The sequence below is a fragment of the Actinoplanes sp. NPDC026623 genome (assembly GCF_040638275.1).
Lineage (GTDB): Bacteria > Actinomycetota > Actinomycetes > Mycobacteriales > Micromonosporaceae > Actinoplanes.
On sequence record NZ_JBEZXZ010000029.1, the window covers coordinates 23242 to 39642 of the forward strand.

A 16401-nucleotide genomic window follows, 5' to 3' on the forward strand; every position below is an offset into this window, starting at 1 on the left:
CATGCGAAAGGCGCGTCCGTGGTGACGTCTCTACCCGCGGCCCCGCCGAGGGTCGTCGTGGTCACCGGGGTGAGTCGCTATCTCGGTGCCCGCGTCGCGTCCCGGCTCGCCGCGGACCCCCGCGTTGAACGTGTCATCGGCCTGGATCCGCACGAACCGTCGCCGGCCCTCTCGGGCCTGTTGGCGGATGTCGAGCTGATCCAGGCCGACGCGCGTGCCTCGGTGGGCGTCCTCGCCGAGCTGGGCGCCGAGGTGATCGTGCACCTGGCGGTCACCAGCGCGCCCGATCCGCAGAGCGGCGGGCGCGTGGCGATGAAGGAACAGAACGTCATCGGCACGATGCAGCTGCTCGCCGGTGCCCAGAGCGCCGGCCGGCTGCGCAAGCTGGTGGTGCGCTCCTCCACGGCCGCCTACGGCGCGTCGTTCCGCGACCCGGCCGTATTCACCGAGGACACCGAGCCCCGGGCCGTGCCGCGTGGCTCGTTCGCCCGGGACATCCTCGACATCGAGGGCTACGTGCGCGGCTTCCGCCGCCGGCGTCCCGAGGTCGGTGCCACCGTGCTGCGGTTCGCGCCCTTCATCAGCTCGACCGCCGAGACGTCGCTGACCCGCTACTTCGCCCAGCCGCTGGTGCCGACCGTGCTGGGCCGCGACGCCCGGCTGCAGTTCGTGCACGTCGACGACGCGCTGGAGATCGTGCACCGGTCGGTGGTCGAGGACCACCCGGGCACCTTCAACGTCGCGGGCGACGGCGTGCTCGCGCTCTCCCAGGCCGTGCGCCGGGCCGGCCGGATCTCCCTGCCGCTGCCCGAGGGCACCCTCTCGTCGTTCGCCGCGCTCGCCCGCAACGTGGGCGTCGGCCAGATCGGGCTGGACCAGATCGACCTGTTCGTGCACGGCCGGGTGGTCGACACGACCCGCCTGGTCAAGGAGTTCGGGTTCCGGCCGCGCAGCACCGCGGCCGCCTTCGACGACTTCATCAACGGTCACCGCAACGGCGCCTCGCTGAGCGCCGACCGACTGGCCGCCGCCGAGCGGGCCATCCTCGACGGCATCCGCCGGGTCCGGGCCGTTGCGACGCAGGACCAGGAGCGCGTGCAGCTATGACCCAGGACGAGTTTCATGCGGCGCTGCCCGGGCACACCGACTTCGAGCTGCCGGCCGACGTGCCGGCGAGGCCGTTGAACGGGCGGCGGCCGGGCCGCAAGCCCGCCCGCGCGGCGGTCGAGGGCCCGCCGGCCCCGGAGCTGACCGGCTCGGCCGAGCCGGAGCAGGCGGCCATCGAGGCGGAGCCGACGCCGGAGCCGGTGGCGGACCCGACGCCGGAGCCGGTGGCGGAGTCCGTCGGCACGATCGACATCTGGGACCAGCGGGTGGCGAGCGGCCTCGCCTTCCTCCGGCGGCGCCTGGCCGGCGCCTACGACATCGACGACTTCGGTTTCGATCCCGAGCTCACCGACGCCGTCTTCCACCCGATGCTCAAGGTGCTCTACCGGGACTGGTTCCGCACCGAGGTCTTCGGCATCGAAAACGTCCCGGAGGCCGACGGCGGCCTCGTCGTCGGCAACCACTCCGGCACGGTGGCGCTCGACGCGCTCATGCTCACCGTCGCCCTGCGCGACCAGCACCCGGGCGACCGGCACCTGCGGCTGCTCGGCGCCGACCTGGTGTTCCGCATGCCGGTGCTGTCCGAATTGGCCCGCAAGGCCGGCGCGACGGTGGCCTGCAACCCGGACGCCGAGCGGCTGATGCGCGAGGGCGAGCTGGTCGGCGTCTTCCCCGAAGGCTTCAAGGGCATCGGCAAGCACTATTCGGAGCGTTACAAGCTGCAGCGCTTCGGCCGGGGCGGCTTCGTCTCGGCGGCGCTGCGCACCGGCACCCCGATCATCCCGGTCGCGATCGTCGGCGCCGAGGAGATCTATCCGATACTTGCCGACCTCAAGCCGCTGGCCCGGCTGCTCGGCATGCCGTACTTCCCGGTGACGCCGACCTTCCCGTGGCTCGGCCCGCTGGGCCTGGTTCCGCTGCCCAGCAAGTGGCTCATCGAGTTCTGCCCGCCGATCCCGACCGCGCACCTCATCGAGCACGCGGACGATCCGATGGTCGTCTACAACCTCGCCGACGAGGTGCGTGAGACGATTCAGGCGACGATTCATTCCCTTTTGGAGAAGCGGCCCGACCCGTTCGGCCGCTAACCTGACAAGTGAGGGGCGGCCCGGACTCTTGCAGTCCGACACCGCCCCTCGCCACGTGTGGCGCCTGTTCAGCTTCCGAAGATTCCGCCCAGGATCCCGCCGAGCAGACCCTTGTCCTCTTCGGCCGGTGCGTCGTGCGGATCGTCCGAGTTCAGCGGCGACGGCAGGATCGACGGGTCCGCCGGGGAGCCGGCGGGGGTCCGGGTGCCGGGCGTGCCGCCGACGGCCGGGTCGGTCACCGGGCCGCCGGTGGTCTTCGGCTTGCCCTTCTTGTCCCGGTCGCCGCTGCCGGTCGTCGCTTCCTTCTGACCGTGCCCCTGCTGGTACTCGGGGGTGGTTGAGGTCGCGGCGCCGGTCGCGCACTCGCGCAGCTTGGGCCCGATGGCGTCACCGCCGGCCTGCGTCACCGTGTCGCACTGAAGGCCGGCGCGCAGGTCGTCGGCGCGGTTGTGCACGGCATCGAGCAGGCTCATCGACTCCAGCGCCCGCTCGCGGTTGTTCGCGGAAAGCCGCTCCAGCCTCGGGCTGAGCACCCGGCGCTGGCTCTCGACGAAGGTGTCGACGGAGTTCAGCGGCGCCTTGTCCTTGCGGGCCACCGCCGCCGACGTGAGCAGCTTGACGCCCTGCCGGGTGTCGTTGTCCATGTCGCCCAGGACGTTGCCGAAGCTCGGGTCGTCGCCCTTCATCGCGGCCGCCTCGGCGAGCCGGTTGCGGGCGAACGTCAGCGACAGCTGACCCCGGGTGACGTCCGAGCCGGCCATCGCCAGCTGGGCGCGTTCGGTCGAGCGCTTGACGCCGTACAGGGCGTCGCCCGGTGCGGCGTTCTCGCTGGCGGCGGAGATTCCGGAGACGGCCATGGCACCGGCGGCAACGCCGATGACGATCGCGCCGCGAGCCCGGATCCGGCGGCCGAACAGTTTCCGGACCGGTTCGGCGCTCTTCTGCCACTCGGCCCGTTCTTGCGCGGTGGCGGCGGCGGTCGCTCCGATGCCGTCCCGTTCGGCGGTGGCCACGAGCATCGCTCGCAGGCCCGTCCGGAACTCGAGATCCACCTGGACCCCGGATCGTGCCGCGGAGAGGCTATGCCCGATGGCGACCAGCTCGGCGAGTTGCTCGTCGGCTGGGCCCCGGGTGTGATGGCGACGGCCGCCGTTGGTCTCGTCGAGAAGCTCCGCGAAGCGCTCGGCGCTCCGGCGATCGAAGATATTGAAGCTCACCGTGGGCACCTCCCCTCGCTCGTGACTGATTCGCCGGCGAATTCGCCGGCGGTCGCGACGGAACCGGTGGGCCGGGGGCCCACCACTGGTCGCACTCGTTCAAACGCACGACGGGCGGGAGCGGTTACGGGTATGTGGGGTGCGCTGGGGCGCGCAGAGATCGACACTGGATGAATTGCCGTCACCACTGGAACCCGTCGGGGAGCAGCCGGGCGAGTGCCCGGACGGCCCGGTACTGGAGGGCCTTGATCGCGCCCTCGTTCTTGCCCATGGTCTGTGCGGTCTCGGCGACCGAGAAGCCCTGCAGGAAGCGGAGCACGATGCACTCCTGCTGCTCGGGGTTGAGCTGCTTGACCGCGGTGAGCAGGGCGACGTTGGTGATGTGGTCCACGACGGCGGCCTCGGGGCTGCCCTCTGGTCCGCGGTCCTCGCGGTCGGCGTCGAGTACGTCCCCGGTGGTCACCTCGAGGCGGTAGCGGCCGGACTTGAAGTGGTCCGCGACCAGGTTGCGGGCGATGGTGACCAGCCAGGCGCCGAGGTCGCGGCCCTGCCAGGTGAAGCTGCCGATGCGCTTGAGCGCGCGCAGGAAGGTGTCGGAGGTGAGGTCCTCGGCGAGTTGCCGGTTGCCGACCCGGAAGTAGACGAAGCGGAAGACCGTGTCCACGTACCGGTCGTAGATCAGGCCGAAGGCGGCGGACTCGCCGGCCTGGGCCCGCTCGACCAGCGCCCACACCTCGGCGGCCGCGTCGCCCGGATCCGGGCGGGCCGGATACTTGGGCGGCTCGGACTCGCTGGGTGGCCCGGTCGTGCTCTGCGACGGCACGACGACGGTGGCGTCATTCTCGGGCGCGCCGGTCCGCCGGTCCGGTCCCGCCTGCTGCGGTGTTTGGGGGCGCCCGGGCACGGCGACCCGCCCGCTGCCCGGGTTGGCGTTCCCGGTCGGCGGCAGATGTCGGCTCGGAGACTCGTTGATGTGCGGCCGGTTCCTGGTCCGCTTGGGTCCGTCGCTGCGGATCGCGTACGCGATCGTGCCGTCGATGCCCCTCCGGAGGGCGCTCAGGCCCTCCGTGAGCGCGAGACGCGCCGCGAACACGTCGCGGCTGTACGGATCGCCGGCGTACACATGACTCACTGCGCCTCCTTGACCCGGCGGGCCGTCGATGAGGGGGTCTGAGACCGGTCCACAAGAAAAGGGGGTGGGGCGGCCCGCGCATGGCAGGTCAACCTCACCCACGGATGTGGACTCCGTTACACAGACCGGAAGTATTGCGGAGATCGAACACGCGGAGTCGCACAACGTGTGCGCTGCGCGAAAATATCGCGAAGTGGCACAGATATCGCATCAAGAACATCTGCCACGATGTAGGACAGCCTGGTCAGGGCCCGGACATGGTGTCCGGCGACCCGATCGAGTGCCTTGTGTGCCAGACTCGGGCGTCGTGGAGAACAGTGCCTGGGACCCGGTCCGCACATCCGCGCAACATCGCCCCGACGCCCCGGCGTTGTTAGCCGGCGAATCCGTAATCACCTGGGCTGAGCTGGACGAACGCGTCGAGGTCGCCGCCGGGTGCCTCGCCGCGGGCACCGCGCCCGGCGATCGGGTCGCGCTGGTGCTCGGCAACACGGTCGACTTCGCGGTCGCCTATTTCGCGATTCTGCGGGCCGGGCTCGTCGCCGTTCCGCTCAATCCCGGTTACACGCCCGACGAGCTGACCTTCGCGCTGACGGATTGCGGTGCCGTGCGGGTGGTGGCCGAGGACTCGGCGCTGGGCGGGCTGCGGTTGTCCGGCGGCGTCGCCGTACCGGTGACCGGGCTGCGATCCGGGCCGCGGGCCGCGCCGCACCCGGCCACGGGCGACGACCTGGCGGTACTGCTCTACACCTCGGGGACGAGCGGGCGGCCGAAGGGCGCCATGCTCACCCACCGTGCGCTCGCCGCCAACCACGACCAGTTGGCGCGGATCGAGCCGCCCGTGCTCGGCGCCGCCGACGTGGTGCTGCTGGCGATCCCGTTCTTCCACGCCTACGGGCTCAACACCGGCCTCGGCGCGATCGCCCACCACGGCGCCTGCGGGGTGCTCGTTGATCGCTTCGACCCCGGGCAGACCCTCGACCTGATCGCGGAACACCAGGTCACGGCCGTGGTCGGCGTCCCATCCATGTACGCGGCGTGGTCGCTGGTGCCGACCGCGCGCGAGTCCCTGTCGACCGTGCGGACGGCGGTCTGCGGCGCGGCGCCGTTCGACCCGGCCGACGCGGCGCGCTTCACGGCCGCGACCGGACGGACCGTCATGATCGGGTACGGCCTCACCGAGGCGGCGCCGGTGCTCACCACGACCGCGGTCAGCGACCGGGACAAGGTCGGCTCGATCGGCCGCCCGCTGCCCGGGGTCTCCCTGCTGCTGCGCACCGCTGACGGCGCCGTGCTGTGGAGCGACGGCGACGTCACCGCCGAGTCCTCCGACGAACTGGACCTGGACCTCGAGGCGAGCGGCGGCACGGACCCCGGCGAGATCGTGGTGCGCGGCGACAACCTCTTCTCCGGCTACTGGCCGGACGGGCGCGACGGCCCGGACGCCGACGGCTGGTGGGGCACCGGCGACATCGCGTACGCGGACGCCGACGGCGACCTGGTGCTGGTCGACCGGATCGGCGAGCTGATCCTGGTCAACGGCTTCAACGTCTACCCCGCCGAGATCGAACGGGTACTCGGCTCGCACCCCGGCGTCGCCGAGGCGGCCGTGATCGCGATTCCCGACGGCCTCACCGGGCAGGCGCCGTACGCCTATGTCGTGTCCGCCCTGGACCCCGCGCCCACCCCCGCCGAGCTGCAGGTCTACTGCGCCGGCCAGCTGGCCCGGTTCAAGCAGCCGACCGGGATCGAGCTGGTGCCGGAGCTCCCGCACTCGGCGATCGGCAAGGTACGCAAGGGAGCCCTGCGATGACCGACTTCAAGGAGGCGCAGGGATGACCCGCATCACCCTGATCAGCCGGGACGGCTGCCACCTGTGCGAGGTCGCGGAGCAGACCCTGGACCGGATCGCACCCGGCCAGTGGACCCGGGTGGAGGTCGCGGAGTCGATCGAGCTGGAACGCGACTACGGCGACCGGGTGCCGGTGGTGCTGCTCGACGGCCGGGAGCACGGCTACTGGCGGGTCGAGGAGGAGCGCCTGCTGCGGGATTTGGGTAGACCGGCGGGCACACCCCACCTGTAATCTCGCGCAGTGGCTCGCACTCATCTTGTCTGGGACTGGAACGGCACGCTGCTCGACGATCTCTCGCTCGTCGTCTCGTCGACCAATCACACGTTCGCGGTCGTCGGCGGCCGCAGCGTCGACGCCGACGAGCATCGCCGGCGGTTCCGCCGCCCGGTCGCCGAGTTCTACGCCGAGATCCTCGAGCGGGCCGTCGACGCCGAGGAGTTCGAGGAGCTCGACCGGATCTTCCACGAGGCGTACCGGGTCGGGCTGACCACGATCTCGCTGGCGGCGGACGCCGAGGCCGCGATCAAGGCCTGGCCGGGCAGCCAGTCGCTGCTCTCCATGTGGTTCCACGACGAGCTGGTCCCGGCCGTGCGGACCTATGGGCTGGCCGGCATGTTCACCCGCATCGACGGGCGGCCGACCGAGGTCGACGGCGGGCTCAAGGCCGGCCACCTGGCCCGGCACCTCGCCGAGCAGGGTGTTCCCGGCGACCGGGTGGTGCTGATCGGCGATTCGCTCGACGACGCGGAGGCCGCCGAGTCGGTCGGCGGGGCGTGCGTGCTCTACACCGGCGGCTTCACCGATCCGTCGCGGCTGCGCGCCAGCGGCCGGCCGGTGGCGGACACCCTGCTGGAGGCCGTGCGCCTCGCCCGGACGCTGTGATCCGCGTCCTCGGCAATACGGTCTCGCTGGCACACCGGGGCGGTAACCGGTAATACTCGACAGGGAGTCGACGGCAAATAGCATGCCGACTCGATCTTTGTCCAGTTCTCCCATCAAGATCGCGATTTGTGCACGCCTTCACAAGCGCCTATTCTGTGACTCCGACGAGCCCCGCTATCACAGCCGGTCCACGCAGGCGCCACCGGTACCGGACCTGCAGCAGGGCTCACCGTAGGTCCGCCTCGTCGGCACGGAGTCAGATGAGTCAGCAGCGTCACGGAAGCACGCCGGGTAATACCGGCGCAGTTCCCGCCTTCCCGGATCTTCCCGAGGCGACGATCGCGCGGCTACCGGAGTACCTGCGCGCTCTGCACAATCTCGCGGAGGCCGGGTCCGAGACGGTATCCAGCGAGGGCCTCGCCGCCGCGGCGGGAGTCAACTCGGCCAAGCTCCGCAAGGACCTCTCCCACCTCGGGTCCTACGGCACCCGCGGCGTCGGCTACGACGTCGCGCTGCTCATCGACCAGATCGAGTACATTCTCGGGCTCGACCAGCGGCGCGCCGTCGCGCTGGTCGGCGTCGGTAACCTCGGCCACGCGCTGGCCGGTTACGACGGGTTCGCGAGCCGGGGCTTCCGCATAGTGGCCCTGTTCGACTCCGACGCCGACCGGGTCGGCAAGCCGCTCAACGGCCTGACCGTGCGCCACATCGACGAGCTCGGCCGGGCGGTCGTCGAGGAGGGCATCACCATCGGCGTGATCGCCACCCCCGCGGGCGCCGCGCAGGCCGTCGCCGACGACCTGGTCGCCGCGGGCGTCACCAGCATCCTCAACTTCGCACCCTGCGTGCTGTCCGTCCCCGCGGGCGTCGACGTGCGCAAGGTCGATCTGGCCATCGAGCTGCAGATCCTGTCCTTCCACGAGCATCGCAAGGCGTCACTCACGGCGATACCCGGCGGCCGTTCGGCGCAGCCGGGCAACCAGGAGGCGGTCGGCTCGTGAACCTGCTCAGCGTCGGCGCGTCCTACCGGACCGCCGGGGTCGACACCCTGGAACGCCTCACCATCGCCGGCACCGACATCCCGGCCGTCCTGCAGAAGCTGCTCGCCCAGCCCTACATCGGCGAGGCCGTCGTCCTCTCCACCTGTAACCGGGTCGAGGTCTACGCGGCCGTCACCGGCTTCCACGGCGGCCTCGGCGACGTCTGCAACGTGCTCGCGGAACACTCCGGCATCGGCGCCAGCGAGCTCGCGGCCCACCTCTACGTGCACTACGACGAGGCGGCCGTGCGCCACTCGTTCCAGGTCACCGCCGGGCTCGACTCGATGGTCGTCGGCGAGGCCCAGATCCTGGGCCAGCTGCGAGACGCCTACCACTGCGCGACCGAGTCCGACTCCGCCGGCCGGCTGCTGCACGAGCTCATGCAGCAGGCGCTGCGGGTCGGCAAGCGGGCGCACGCCGAGACCGGCATCGACCGGGCCGGGCAGAGCGTCGTCACCGCCGCGCTCGAGGTGGCCTCCGCCACGTTCGGGAAGGAGCTGGCCGGCCTCACCGGCCTGGTGATCGGCGCGGGCGCGATGGGTGCGCTGTCGGTGGCCACATTGACCCGGACCGGTGTCGGGCCACTGCAGATCACCAACCGCGGCGCCGCCCGGGCCGAGCGGCTCGCCGAGGCCTACGGCGCCAAGGCCGTGCCGTTCGACGCCCTGGACGCCGCCATCGCCGCGGCCGACATCGTCGTCTGCGCCACCGCCTCCACCGAGCCCGTGCTCACCGCGGCCACCCTCGCCGGGCGAGAGAAACCGCTGGTCGTGCTGGATCTGGCGGTGCCGCGGGACGTCGCGCCCGAGGTCGCCGACCTGTCCAACGTCACAGTCGTCGACATCGACAGCCTGGCCAGGAGCCGGCGCACCCTGCCGGCCGCCGCCGAGACCGCCGCCGTCGAGCAGATCGTCGCCGTCGAGGTCGACCAGTTCATGGCCTGGCTGCGCGGCGCCGAGATCGCGCCGACCGTCGCCGCGCTGCGGACCCGGGCCGACGAGGTCGTCAGTGGTGAGCTGCGCAAGCTCTCCGCCCGCCGCCCGGAATTCACCGAGGAGCAGCGGGCCGATGTTTCCCGTACCCTGCACCGGGTCGTCCAGCAGCTGCTGCACTCGCCGACCGTGCGGGTCCGGCAGCTTGCGGCCGAGCCCGGCGGCGACCAGTATGCGGCCCTGCTCCGCGAGCTGTTCGACCTAGACGTGCCGCACGCCACCCAGGCTGACGCCGTACCCGAGATCGGAGGACAGGCGTGACCACACCACTGCACCCGGGAGACCAGGCGTCGGGCAAAACGCTGCGCCTCGGTACCCGCGGCAGCGCGCTCGCGCTCGCGCAGTCCCAGCTCGTCGCCGACTCGCTGACCGCCGCCACCGGCCGCCCGGTCGAGCTGGTCCGGATCGTGACCGCCGGTGACCGCTCCGCCGCGCCCGTCGCCCAGCTCGGCGTCGGGGTCTTCGTCTCCGCCCTGCGCGACGCCCTGATCGCGGGCGAGATCGACTTTGCGGTCCACTCTTACAAGGACCTGCCGACGCTTCCGCACCCGGGCCTGCACATCGCGGCGGTCCCGCTGCGCGAGGACCCGCGCGACGCGCTCATCGCCCGCGACGGACTGACGCTCACCGAGCTCCCGGCCGGTTCCATGATCGGTACGGGCGCGGTGCGCCGAATCGCGCAACTGCACGCCTTGGGCCTACAGTTGCAGGTCACGCCTATCCGCGGCAACGTCGACAGCCGCATCGCGAGGGTGCTCGGCCCCGAGGCCGACCTCGACGCGGTCATCCTGGCGCGGGCCGGCGTGGCGCGTCTCGGCCGTGCCGCCGAGATCACGGAGACGTTGGACCCGATGCTCATGCTGCCCGCTCCCGCACAGGGTGCGCTGGCGATCGAGTGTCGAGCCGACGACGCAGATCTGGTCGAGCTGCTGTCCGCACTCGACCACGCACCGTCCCGCGCCGCCGTCACGGCGGAACGGGCGATGCTCGCCACGCTCGAGGCCGGTTGCTCCGCGCCGGTCGCGGCACACGCCGAGCTCGCCGAGGGCGAGCAAGGCGATGAGATCTACCTGCGCGGTGCGGTGATCAGCCCGGACGGGGCTCGAGCTGTCCGGCTGTCGCGCACCGGAACGCCCGCCGACGCGGCGGAGATCGGCAAGGCACTTGCCGCCGATCTCCTCGACGCCGGCGCCGACACCCTGATGGGGAGCACAGAATGACCACCCGCACCGCCCGTAAGTCTGCAGGGCGCATCGCGTTCGTCGGCGCCGGACCCGGCGACCCGGGTCTGCTGACCCGCCGGGCGCACGACACCCTCGCCGAGGCCGACCAGGTCATCTACGACCGCGGCGTTCCCGAATCGCTGCTCGCGGCCATCCGGGCGGAGGCCAAGGACGACACCCAGTTCAGCCCGGCCGAGGGCGCACCCGGCGACGTCGCCAAGGTGCTGCTCTCCGCGGCCAAGTCCGGCCTGTCCGCCGTCCACCTGGTCGCCGGCGACCCGTTCGGTCACGAGGCCGTGGTCCGGGAGGTCCAGGCCGTCGCCCGGACCGCCGTGCACTTCGAGGTCGTGCCCGGTCTCGGCCAGGCCGAGGGCGTCGCCACGTACGCCGGCGTCCCGCTGCCCGGCGTGCGCACCGCCGCCGACATCGACGACGTCGCCGGTCTGGACTTCGACGCGCTCGCCGCGGCCGCGGTCAAGGGCTCGTTCGCCGTCGCCGTCGACGCCGGTGACCTCGCCGCCGTCCGCGACGGGCTGTTGGCCGCGGGCATCGAGCCCGGCACGCCGGTCGGCGTGACCGGCGACGGCACCGGCGAGACGCAGTACACGACCACCTCTTCGGTGGACAGCTTCGTCGCCGCCGCGCTCGGCTTCACCGGCCGGGTGGTGCTCACCGTCGGGGCCGAGGTCGCCCAGCGCGACAAGCTGAGCTGGTGGGAGAACCGCCCGCTGTACGGCTGGAAGGTGCTCGTCCCGCGCACCAAGGAGCAGGCGGGCGCGATGAGTGCCCGGCTGCGGGCGTACGGGGCCATCCCGTGCGAGGTGCCGACGATCGCCGTCGAGCCGCCGCGCACCCCGGCGCAGATGGAACGGGCCGTCAAGGGCCTGGTCGACGGCCGGTACGCCTGGGTCGTCTTCACCTCGGTCAACGCGGTCCGCGCGGTCTGGGAGAAGTTCGCCGAGCACGGCCTCGACGCCCGGCACTTCGGCGGCGTCAAGATCGCCTGTATCGGCGAGGCCACGGCCGACGCCGTCCGCGCGTTCGGCATCCAGCCCGAGCTGATCCCCGCTGGCGACCAGTCCAGCGAGGGCCTGCTGGCGGAGTTCTCGCCGCACGACGAGATCCTCGACCCGGTCGGCCGGGTGCTGCTGCCGCGCGCCGACATCGCCACCGAGACGCTGGCCGCGGGCCTCATCGAGCGCGGCTGGGAGGTGGACGACGTCACGGCGTACCGGACGGTGCGCGCGGCGCCGCCGGCGGCCGACATCCGCGACGCGATCAAGTCCGGCGGCTTCGACGCGGTGCTCTTCACCTCGTCGTCGACGGTCCGCAACCTGGTCGGCATCGCCGGCAAGCCGCACGCCCGCACGGTCGTCGCGGTGATCGGGCCGAAGACCGCGGAGACGGCGACGGAGTTCGGCCTGCGCGTCGACGTCCAGCCGCAGCACGCGTCGGTGTCCGACCTGGTCGAGGCGCTGGCGGCGTACGCGGTCGAACTTCGCGAGAAGCTCGCCGCGATGCCGGCCAAGCAGCGCCGCGGCTCCAAGGTTCAGGGCCCGACCGCCCTGCGCTTCCGCTGACGATCCGGACCGGGCCGGCCCTTACGGCCGGTCCCGGTCCCGCCAGGGGCTGGCCGACTGACCGGTCCCGCCAGGGGCTGGCCGACTGACCGGTCCCGCCAGGGGCTGGCCGACTGACCGGTTCCGCCAGGGGCTGGCCGACTGACCGGTTCCGCTAGGGGCTGGCCGACTGACCGGTCCCGCCAGGGCTGGTTGATCGACCGGTCCCGTTTCGCCGGCTTTACCCGGCCGGCCTGGCTGAGGGAGTGGCATGTCGTTTCCCGACGTGCGTCCGCGGCGCCTGCGCCGCACGGCCGCCATGCGGCGGCTGGTCGAGGAGACCAGGGTCGCGCCGGCCGAGCTGGTGCTTCCGCTGTTCCTCAAGGAGGGCCTCTCCGAGCCCCGCCCGATCAGCTCGCTGCCCGGCGTCGTGCAGCACTCCCGGGAGTCGCTGCGCAAGGCCGCCAACGAGGCGGTCCGGGCGGGCGTCGGCGGCCTGATGCTCTTCGGCGTGCCCGACAGCGCCGGCAAGGACGCGACCGGCTCCGGGGGCATCGACCCGGACGGCATCCTGAACGTCGGCCTCCGCGACCTGATCTCCGAGGTCGGCGACTCGACCGTGGTCATGGGCGACCTGTGCCTGGACGAGTTCACCTCGCACGGGCACTGCGGCGTCCTGGCCGCCGACGGCACCGTCGACAACGACGCCACCCTCGAGCTCTACGGCCGGATGGGCGTCGCGCAGGCCGAGGCCGGAGCGCACGTGGTCGGCCCCTCCGGGATGATGGACGGGCAGATCGGCGTGATCCGCAAGGCCCTCGACAAGGCCGGCCACTCCGACGTTGCCGTGCTCGCGTACGCGGCCAAGTACGCCGGCGCCTTCTACGGCCCGTTCCGCGAGGCCGTCGAGTCGACCCTGCAGGGCGACCGCCGCTCCTACCAGCAGAGCCCCGGCAACGTCCGCGAGGCGCTGCGCGAGGTCGAGCTGGACGTGGCCGAGGGCGCCGACATCGTCATGGTGAAGCCGGCCCTGCCCTACCTGGACGTGATCGCCGCCGTCCGCGACCGCGTCGACATCCCGGTCGCCGCCTACCAGGTCTCCGGCGAGTACGCGATGGTCGAGGCCGCCGCGGCGAACGGGTGGCTGGACCGCCAGGGCGTGATGCTGGAGACGCTGACCTCGATCAAGCGGGCCGGCGCCCAGATCATCCTCACCTACTGGGCGACCGAGGCCGCCCAGCTCCTGCGCAGCCGCTACTGACACCGGCGGGGCCGGGGGCAGGTGTTGCAACCACCGGTTGAACACGCCACCTCGGCTCGGCGACGCCATGATCCGCCAGATGCGCCCTAGTCGGTGGGTTCCAGCCGCTGCACCAGCTGGGCGACGTCGGCGCCGTACTCATACCAGTCCCGGTCGGACTGGAATCCCAGCTCGGCGTTGACCTTCAGCATCGACTCGTTGTGCTGCGCGTTCCAGGTCTGCACCTCGCGCAGCCCCGGCTCCGCCGTGCGCAGTTCGAAGAGCATCCGCGCCTTGATCGCCCGGTCGATGCCGTAACCGCGATGCTCCCGGACCACGATGGTGTCGTACTGGTCGGCGCGCTCCGGGTGCTGCGCGGGCACGACCACCTCGGTGAGCCCCGCGACCGTCCCGGTCGACTCGTGGAGCGCGAGCACGATGTAGGGCTTGAGCCCGCGCCGGTGCAGCGTGTCGAGGCTGTCCCGCAGCCGCTGCGGGTCCGACGAGCTCGGCCGCAGGTCGAGATCGCTGTCGTCGCCGTCCTGGCCCTCCAGCTTGGCCTGTGCGTAGGCCTCCACCAGCTCGGCCGGCGGGCCGCCGGGGTGGTATTCGATGCGGTAGCCGCTGCCGATGCCGCTGGCCATCGCACTGAGGGCCGTCCAGTCCACGTTGGACAGGGTCAGCACGCTGCGGGTCTCCACATACTCCCGCTCGAAGCCCATCGCCGCGTAGAAGTCGATGGCCGGGGTGTCGCCGATCGCCTCGACCCCGATCGACGAGAAACCCTCCAGGTACGCCCGGCGCGCGGCAACCGCCAGTAGTTGCTGGCCGAGGCCGCGGCGGCGCAGATCGGGGTGGACCAGCACCTCGAGCACGCCGATGTCGCCGAGCAACAGGATGCTGACGTGGCCGAAGATGGCGCTCTCGCCCTCGGCGAGCCGGTCGTCCTCGGCGACCCAGCTGATCCGGCGCTCGCCCGGCATGGTTTCAGCCAGGTATTCGACCACCTGGACATCCTGCCACCGTGGATCGTCGGGAAGATCTGCGGCCAGCACCGCGTTCAACGTCTCCACGAGCGACCGGATCTCCCCCGCCGACGCGGTCCGGGGATCCCACTCACGCACCCTCACGCGTACAGCTTGCCGGTATCTGGACCTTCAGGGAAGTGCCGGGCGGTCAAATGTACATGCACCGTCACTGTGAGTTGTTGTTCACATCCGGCTGCGTTGCCCGTATTCGTTTGCCGCATCGAACACCTTCTGCGCGTAGGGCCGGACGGCGTTGTAGGACAAAATGGCGTCCCACCAGGCATCCGGCTTGGACAGATCCCGTCCGCCCTGGCACAGATACCGTGCCGCGGCGAGCGATGCGTCGTCGATGTCGTTGGGATCGGAGAACCCGTTGTTGTCGGCATCGACGGCGTTGCCGACGGAGATCGCGGTCCAGGTCTGCGGAATGAACTGCAATGGACCCATCGCCCGGTCGAACTGCGAGTCCCCGTCGAGGGTGCCGTGATCGGTGTCCGTGATGAGTTGCCGGCCGCCCTTGCCGTCCAGCGGCAGGCCGAGAATGGCGGGGGAGACGGAACCGTCCGCATTGAGCACGGCGCCGTTGTGGCTGCCGTGCGACGACTCGACCTTGGCGAGCGCGGCGATGGTGGTCCAGGTCAGGTGGCAGGCCGGGGTGGCCCGGGCGACGACCAGTTCGGCGTAGCCGTATGCCTGCACGGCGACGACCGGGATGCCGGCCCGGGTCCCGGTCTGCTGTGCCCAGGTCGCCAGCACGTCCGCGGGCCGCGCGCCGCCGACGCCGCCGACCGGCGCGGCCGGCGGCAGGGTGCCGCCGACCGCGGGCGCGGTCGTCGAGCCGGGAAGGGCGGGAACGCCGCTGATGCTGGGCGCGAGGACGGGACCCGCCGAGGCGCCGGCGTCCTGGCCGAAACCGGGGGTCACGCTGGGCGACGGCACGGACTGCAGAGCCTGGGGTACGAGGTAGGCGCCGGCGGTCCCGGCGGCGCCCAGCAGCAGGACGGCGATGATCGCGGGGAGGATCAGGCGGCCGCTGGGGCGCTTGGCCCAGGCGGAGGTGGTGCGGGCGGTCTTGCGGGCGACCCGGACCGGATTGGCGGCGCGGAGGACCTTCGTGGCCCGGCCCCGCGAGGCGGCGGTGACCGCCGCGGCGCTGGGAGCCGCTGACTCCTTGCCGGCCTTGTCCCCGGCCCTCTCGCCGGGCCCGTCCTTGCCGTCCTTCTCGGTGCTGTCTTTCTCCGAGGCGGTCGTCTTCTCCTGGCCGTCCTTCTTCGAGCCGTCCTTCTTCGAGCCGTCCTTCTCGGCGCTGGCCTTCTCCGAGGCGGTCGTCCCCTGACCGTCCTTCTCTGCGCTGGCCTTCTCTGCGCTGGCCTTCTCTGCGCTGGCCTTCCCAGATTCCGCCTTCTCCGAGCCGGCCTTATCGGCGCTGGCTTTCCCAGATTCGGCCTTATCGGCGCTGGCCTTCTCCGAGCTGGCCTTCTCCGAGCTGGCCTTCTCCGAGCTGGCCTTCTCCGAGCTGGCCTTCTCCGAGCTGGCCTTCTCCGAGCTGGCCTTCTCCGAGCCCGCCATCTCCGAGCCCGCCATCTCCGAGCCGTCCTTCTCGGAACTGGCCTTTTCCGGGTTGGGCTTTTCCGCGCTGGGCTTCTCCGGGACGACGGCGGCCTTGTTCGGGTCGGTCTTCTTCTGGGCGCTCTCGTCCTCGCCGTTGCCGGCGGTCGCGGCCGGTGCCTCGTCCGGCCCGGCGCCGTCCGCCTGATCGGGCGCGGTCACCGTCGCCTCGCCGCCGGTGGTCTTCGTCACCGGGTTGTCGACGCCGCCGGTCGTGGAGGGCTCGTCTCCGGGCGCCGCACCGGAGCTGCCGAGAGGCCCGTCGAGATGCGGCGCCGGGGGCCGCTGCCCACGCCGCGCCGAGGGAGTGTCCTGCCCGTCCGCCACCCGGACGAGGATACCGGGCGGCGGCCAGTAACGATTCCATGGACCTTGTCCGATACCTGCGGGTCACCGGGGGAACCGGGCGGCAACGTGTCACACCCCCGCCAT

General features: G+C 71.9%; 14 protein-coding genes. 10 read left to right on the forward strand and 4 right to left on the reverse strand.

Annotated features, from left to right (window positions below; translation table 11 throughout):
- Positions 1 to 18 precede the first annotated feature (18 nt).
- Together AB0F10_RS11920 and AB0F10_RS11925 are read left to right on the forward strand one after the other, a co-directional pair.
- The gene (locus tag AB0F10_RS11920) at positions 19 to 1107 is read left to right on the forward strand and encodes an NAD-dependent epimerase/dehydratase family protein (RefSeq protein WP_360622806.1); all 1089 of its coding nucleotides are present in this window, start codon (positions 19 to 21) and stop codon (positions 1105 to 1107) included.
- Positions 1104 to 2195 (forward strand): 1-acyl-sn-glycerol-3-phosphate acyltransferase, encoded by a 1092-nt coding sequence (locus tag AB0F10_RS11925; RefSeq protein WP_360622808.1) that lies wholly within the window; start codon positions 1104 to 1106, stop codon positions 2193 to 2195. The genes AB0F10_RS11920 and AB0F10_RS11925 overlap by 4 nt, the downstream gene beginning before the upstream one ends.
- A 68-nt stretch (positions 2196 to 2263) precedes the next feature.
- On the opposite strand, the gene AB0F10_RS11930 is transcribed toward AB0F10_RS11925, so the two are convergent.
- Together AB0F10_RS11930 and AB0F10_RS11935 are read right to left on the reverse strand one after the other, a co-directional pair.
- On the reverse strand, positions 2264 to 3412 hold the full coding sequence (locus AB0F10_RS11930) for a DUF5667 domain-containing protein (protein ID WP_360622810.1): 1149 nt from the start codon (positions 3410 to 3412) through the stop codon (positions 2264 to 2266).
- 181 nt (positions 3413 to 3593) lie between these two features.
- Complete coding sequence (locus AB0F10_RS11935) at positions 3594 to 4451, reverse strand: ECF subfamily RNA polymerase sigma factor, BldN family (RefSeq protein WP_360622878.1); 858 nt, start codon at positions 4449 to 4451, stop codon at positions 3594 to 3596.
- A 400-nt stretch (positions 4452 to 4851) separates the two neighbouring features.
- Between AB0F10_RS11935 and AB0F10_RS11940 the strand changes: the two genes are divergently transcribed.
- From AB0F10_RS11940 to hemB, 8 genes are all read left to right on the forward strand, one after another.
- On the forward strand, positions 4852 to 6357 hold the full coding sequence (locus tag AB0F10_RS11940; RefSeq protein WP_360622812.1) for an AMP-binding protein: 1506 nt from the start codon (positions 4852 to 4854) through the stop codon (positions 6355 to 6357).
- Between the two features lie 22 nt (positions 6358 to 6379).
- Positions 6380 to 6628, forward strand: coding sequence for a glutaredoxin family protein (locus AB0F10_RS11945; protein WP_360622814.1), 249 nt, complete (start codon positions 6380 to 6382; stop codon positions 6626 to 6628).
- 9 nt (positions 6629 to 6637) lie between these two features.
- On the forward strand, positions 6638 to 7279 hold the full coding sequence (locus AB0F10_RS11950; protein ID WP_360622816.1) for an HAD hydrolase-like protein: 642 nt from the start codon (positions 6638 to 6640) through the stop codon (positions 7277 to 7279).
- 260 nt (positions 7280 to 7539) lie between these two features.
- Complete coding sequence (locus AB0F10_RS11955) at positions 7540 to 8280, forward strand: redox-sensing transcriptional repressor Rex (protein WP_360622818.1); 741 nt, start codon at positions 7540 to 7542, stop codon at positions 8278 to 8280.
- A complete protein-coding gene (locus AB0F10_RS11960) occupies positions 8277 to 9572 on the forward strand; it encodes a glutamyl-tRNA reductase (protein ID WP_360622820.1) in 1296 nt (431 codons plus the stop codon). Before AB0F10_RS11955 ends, AB0F10_RS11960 begins: the two co-directional genes overlap by 4 nt.
- Before the next feature lie 41 nt (positions 9573 to 9613).
- Positions 9614 to 10531, forward strand: a complete 918-nt coding sequence (hemC, locus tag AB0F10_RS11965) for a hydroxymethylbilane synthase (RefSeq protein WP_360622880.1) — start codon at positions 9614 to 9616, stop codon at positions 10529 to 10531.
- On the forward strand, positions 10528 to 12114 hold the full coding sequence (locus tag AB0F10_RS11970; RefSeq protein WP_360622822.1) for a uroporphyrinogen-III synthase: 1587 nt from the start codon (positions 10528 to 10530) through the stop codon (positions 12112 to 12114). Before hemC ends, AB0F10_RS11970 begins: the two co-directional genes overlap by 4 nt.
- A gap of 250 nt (positions 12115 to 12364) precedes the next feature.
- Positions 12365 to 13354, forward strand: coding sequence for a porphobilinogen synthase (gene hemB / locus AB0F10_RS11975; protein WP_360622824.1), 990 nt, complete (start codon positions 12365 to 12367; stop codon positions 13352 to 13354).
- An 86-nt stretch (positions 13355 to 13440) separates the two neighbouring features.
- Here the strand turns inward: hemB and AB0F10_RS11980 are convergent, their stop codons facing one another.
- Together AB0F10_RS11980 and AB0F10_RS11985 are read right to left on the reverse strand one after the other, a co-directional pair.
- Positions 13441 to 14463, reverse strand: coding sequence for a GNAT family N-acetyltransferase (locus AB0F10_RS11980; RefSeq protein WP_360622826.1), 1023 nt, complete (start codon positions 14461 to 14463; stop codon positions 13441 to 13443).
- 81 nt (positions 14464 to 14544) lie between these two features.
- Positions 14545 to 16296, reverse strand: coding sequence for a murein transglycosylase (locus AB0F10_RS11985; protein WP_360622828.1), 1752 nt, complete (start codon positions 16294 to 16296; stop codon positions 14545 to 14547).
- Positions 16297 to 16401: the final 105 nt, after the last annotated feature.

What these genes read in the sequence shown, in the direction of transcription:
- AB0F10_RS11970 (WP_360622822.1), top strand. Translation starts at nt 10,528, where the DNA reads ATGACCACCCGCACCGCCCGTAAGTCTGCAGGGCGCATCGCGTTCGTC.
- AB0F10_RS11945 (WP_360622814.1), top strand. Translation starts at nt 6,380, where the DNA reads ATGACCCGCATCACCCTGATCAGCCGGGACGGCTGCCACCTGTGCGAG.
- AB0F10_RS11925 (WP_360622808.1), top strand. Translation starts at nt 1,104, where the DNA reads ATGACCCAGGACGAGTTTCATGCGGCGCTGCCCGGGCACACCGACTTC.
- hemB (WP_360622824.1), top strand. Translation starts at nt 12,365, where the DNA reads ATGTCGTTTCCCGACGTGCGTCCGCGGCGCCTGCGCCGCACGGCCGCC.
- AB0F10_RS11955 (WP_360622818.1), top strand. Translation starts at nt 7,540, where the DNA reads ATGAGTCAGCAGCGTCACGGAAGCACGCCGGGTAATACCGGCGCAGTT.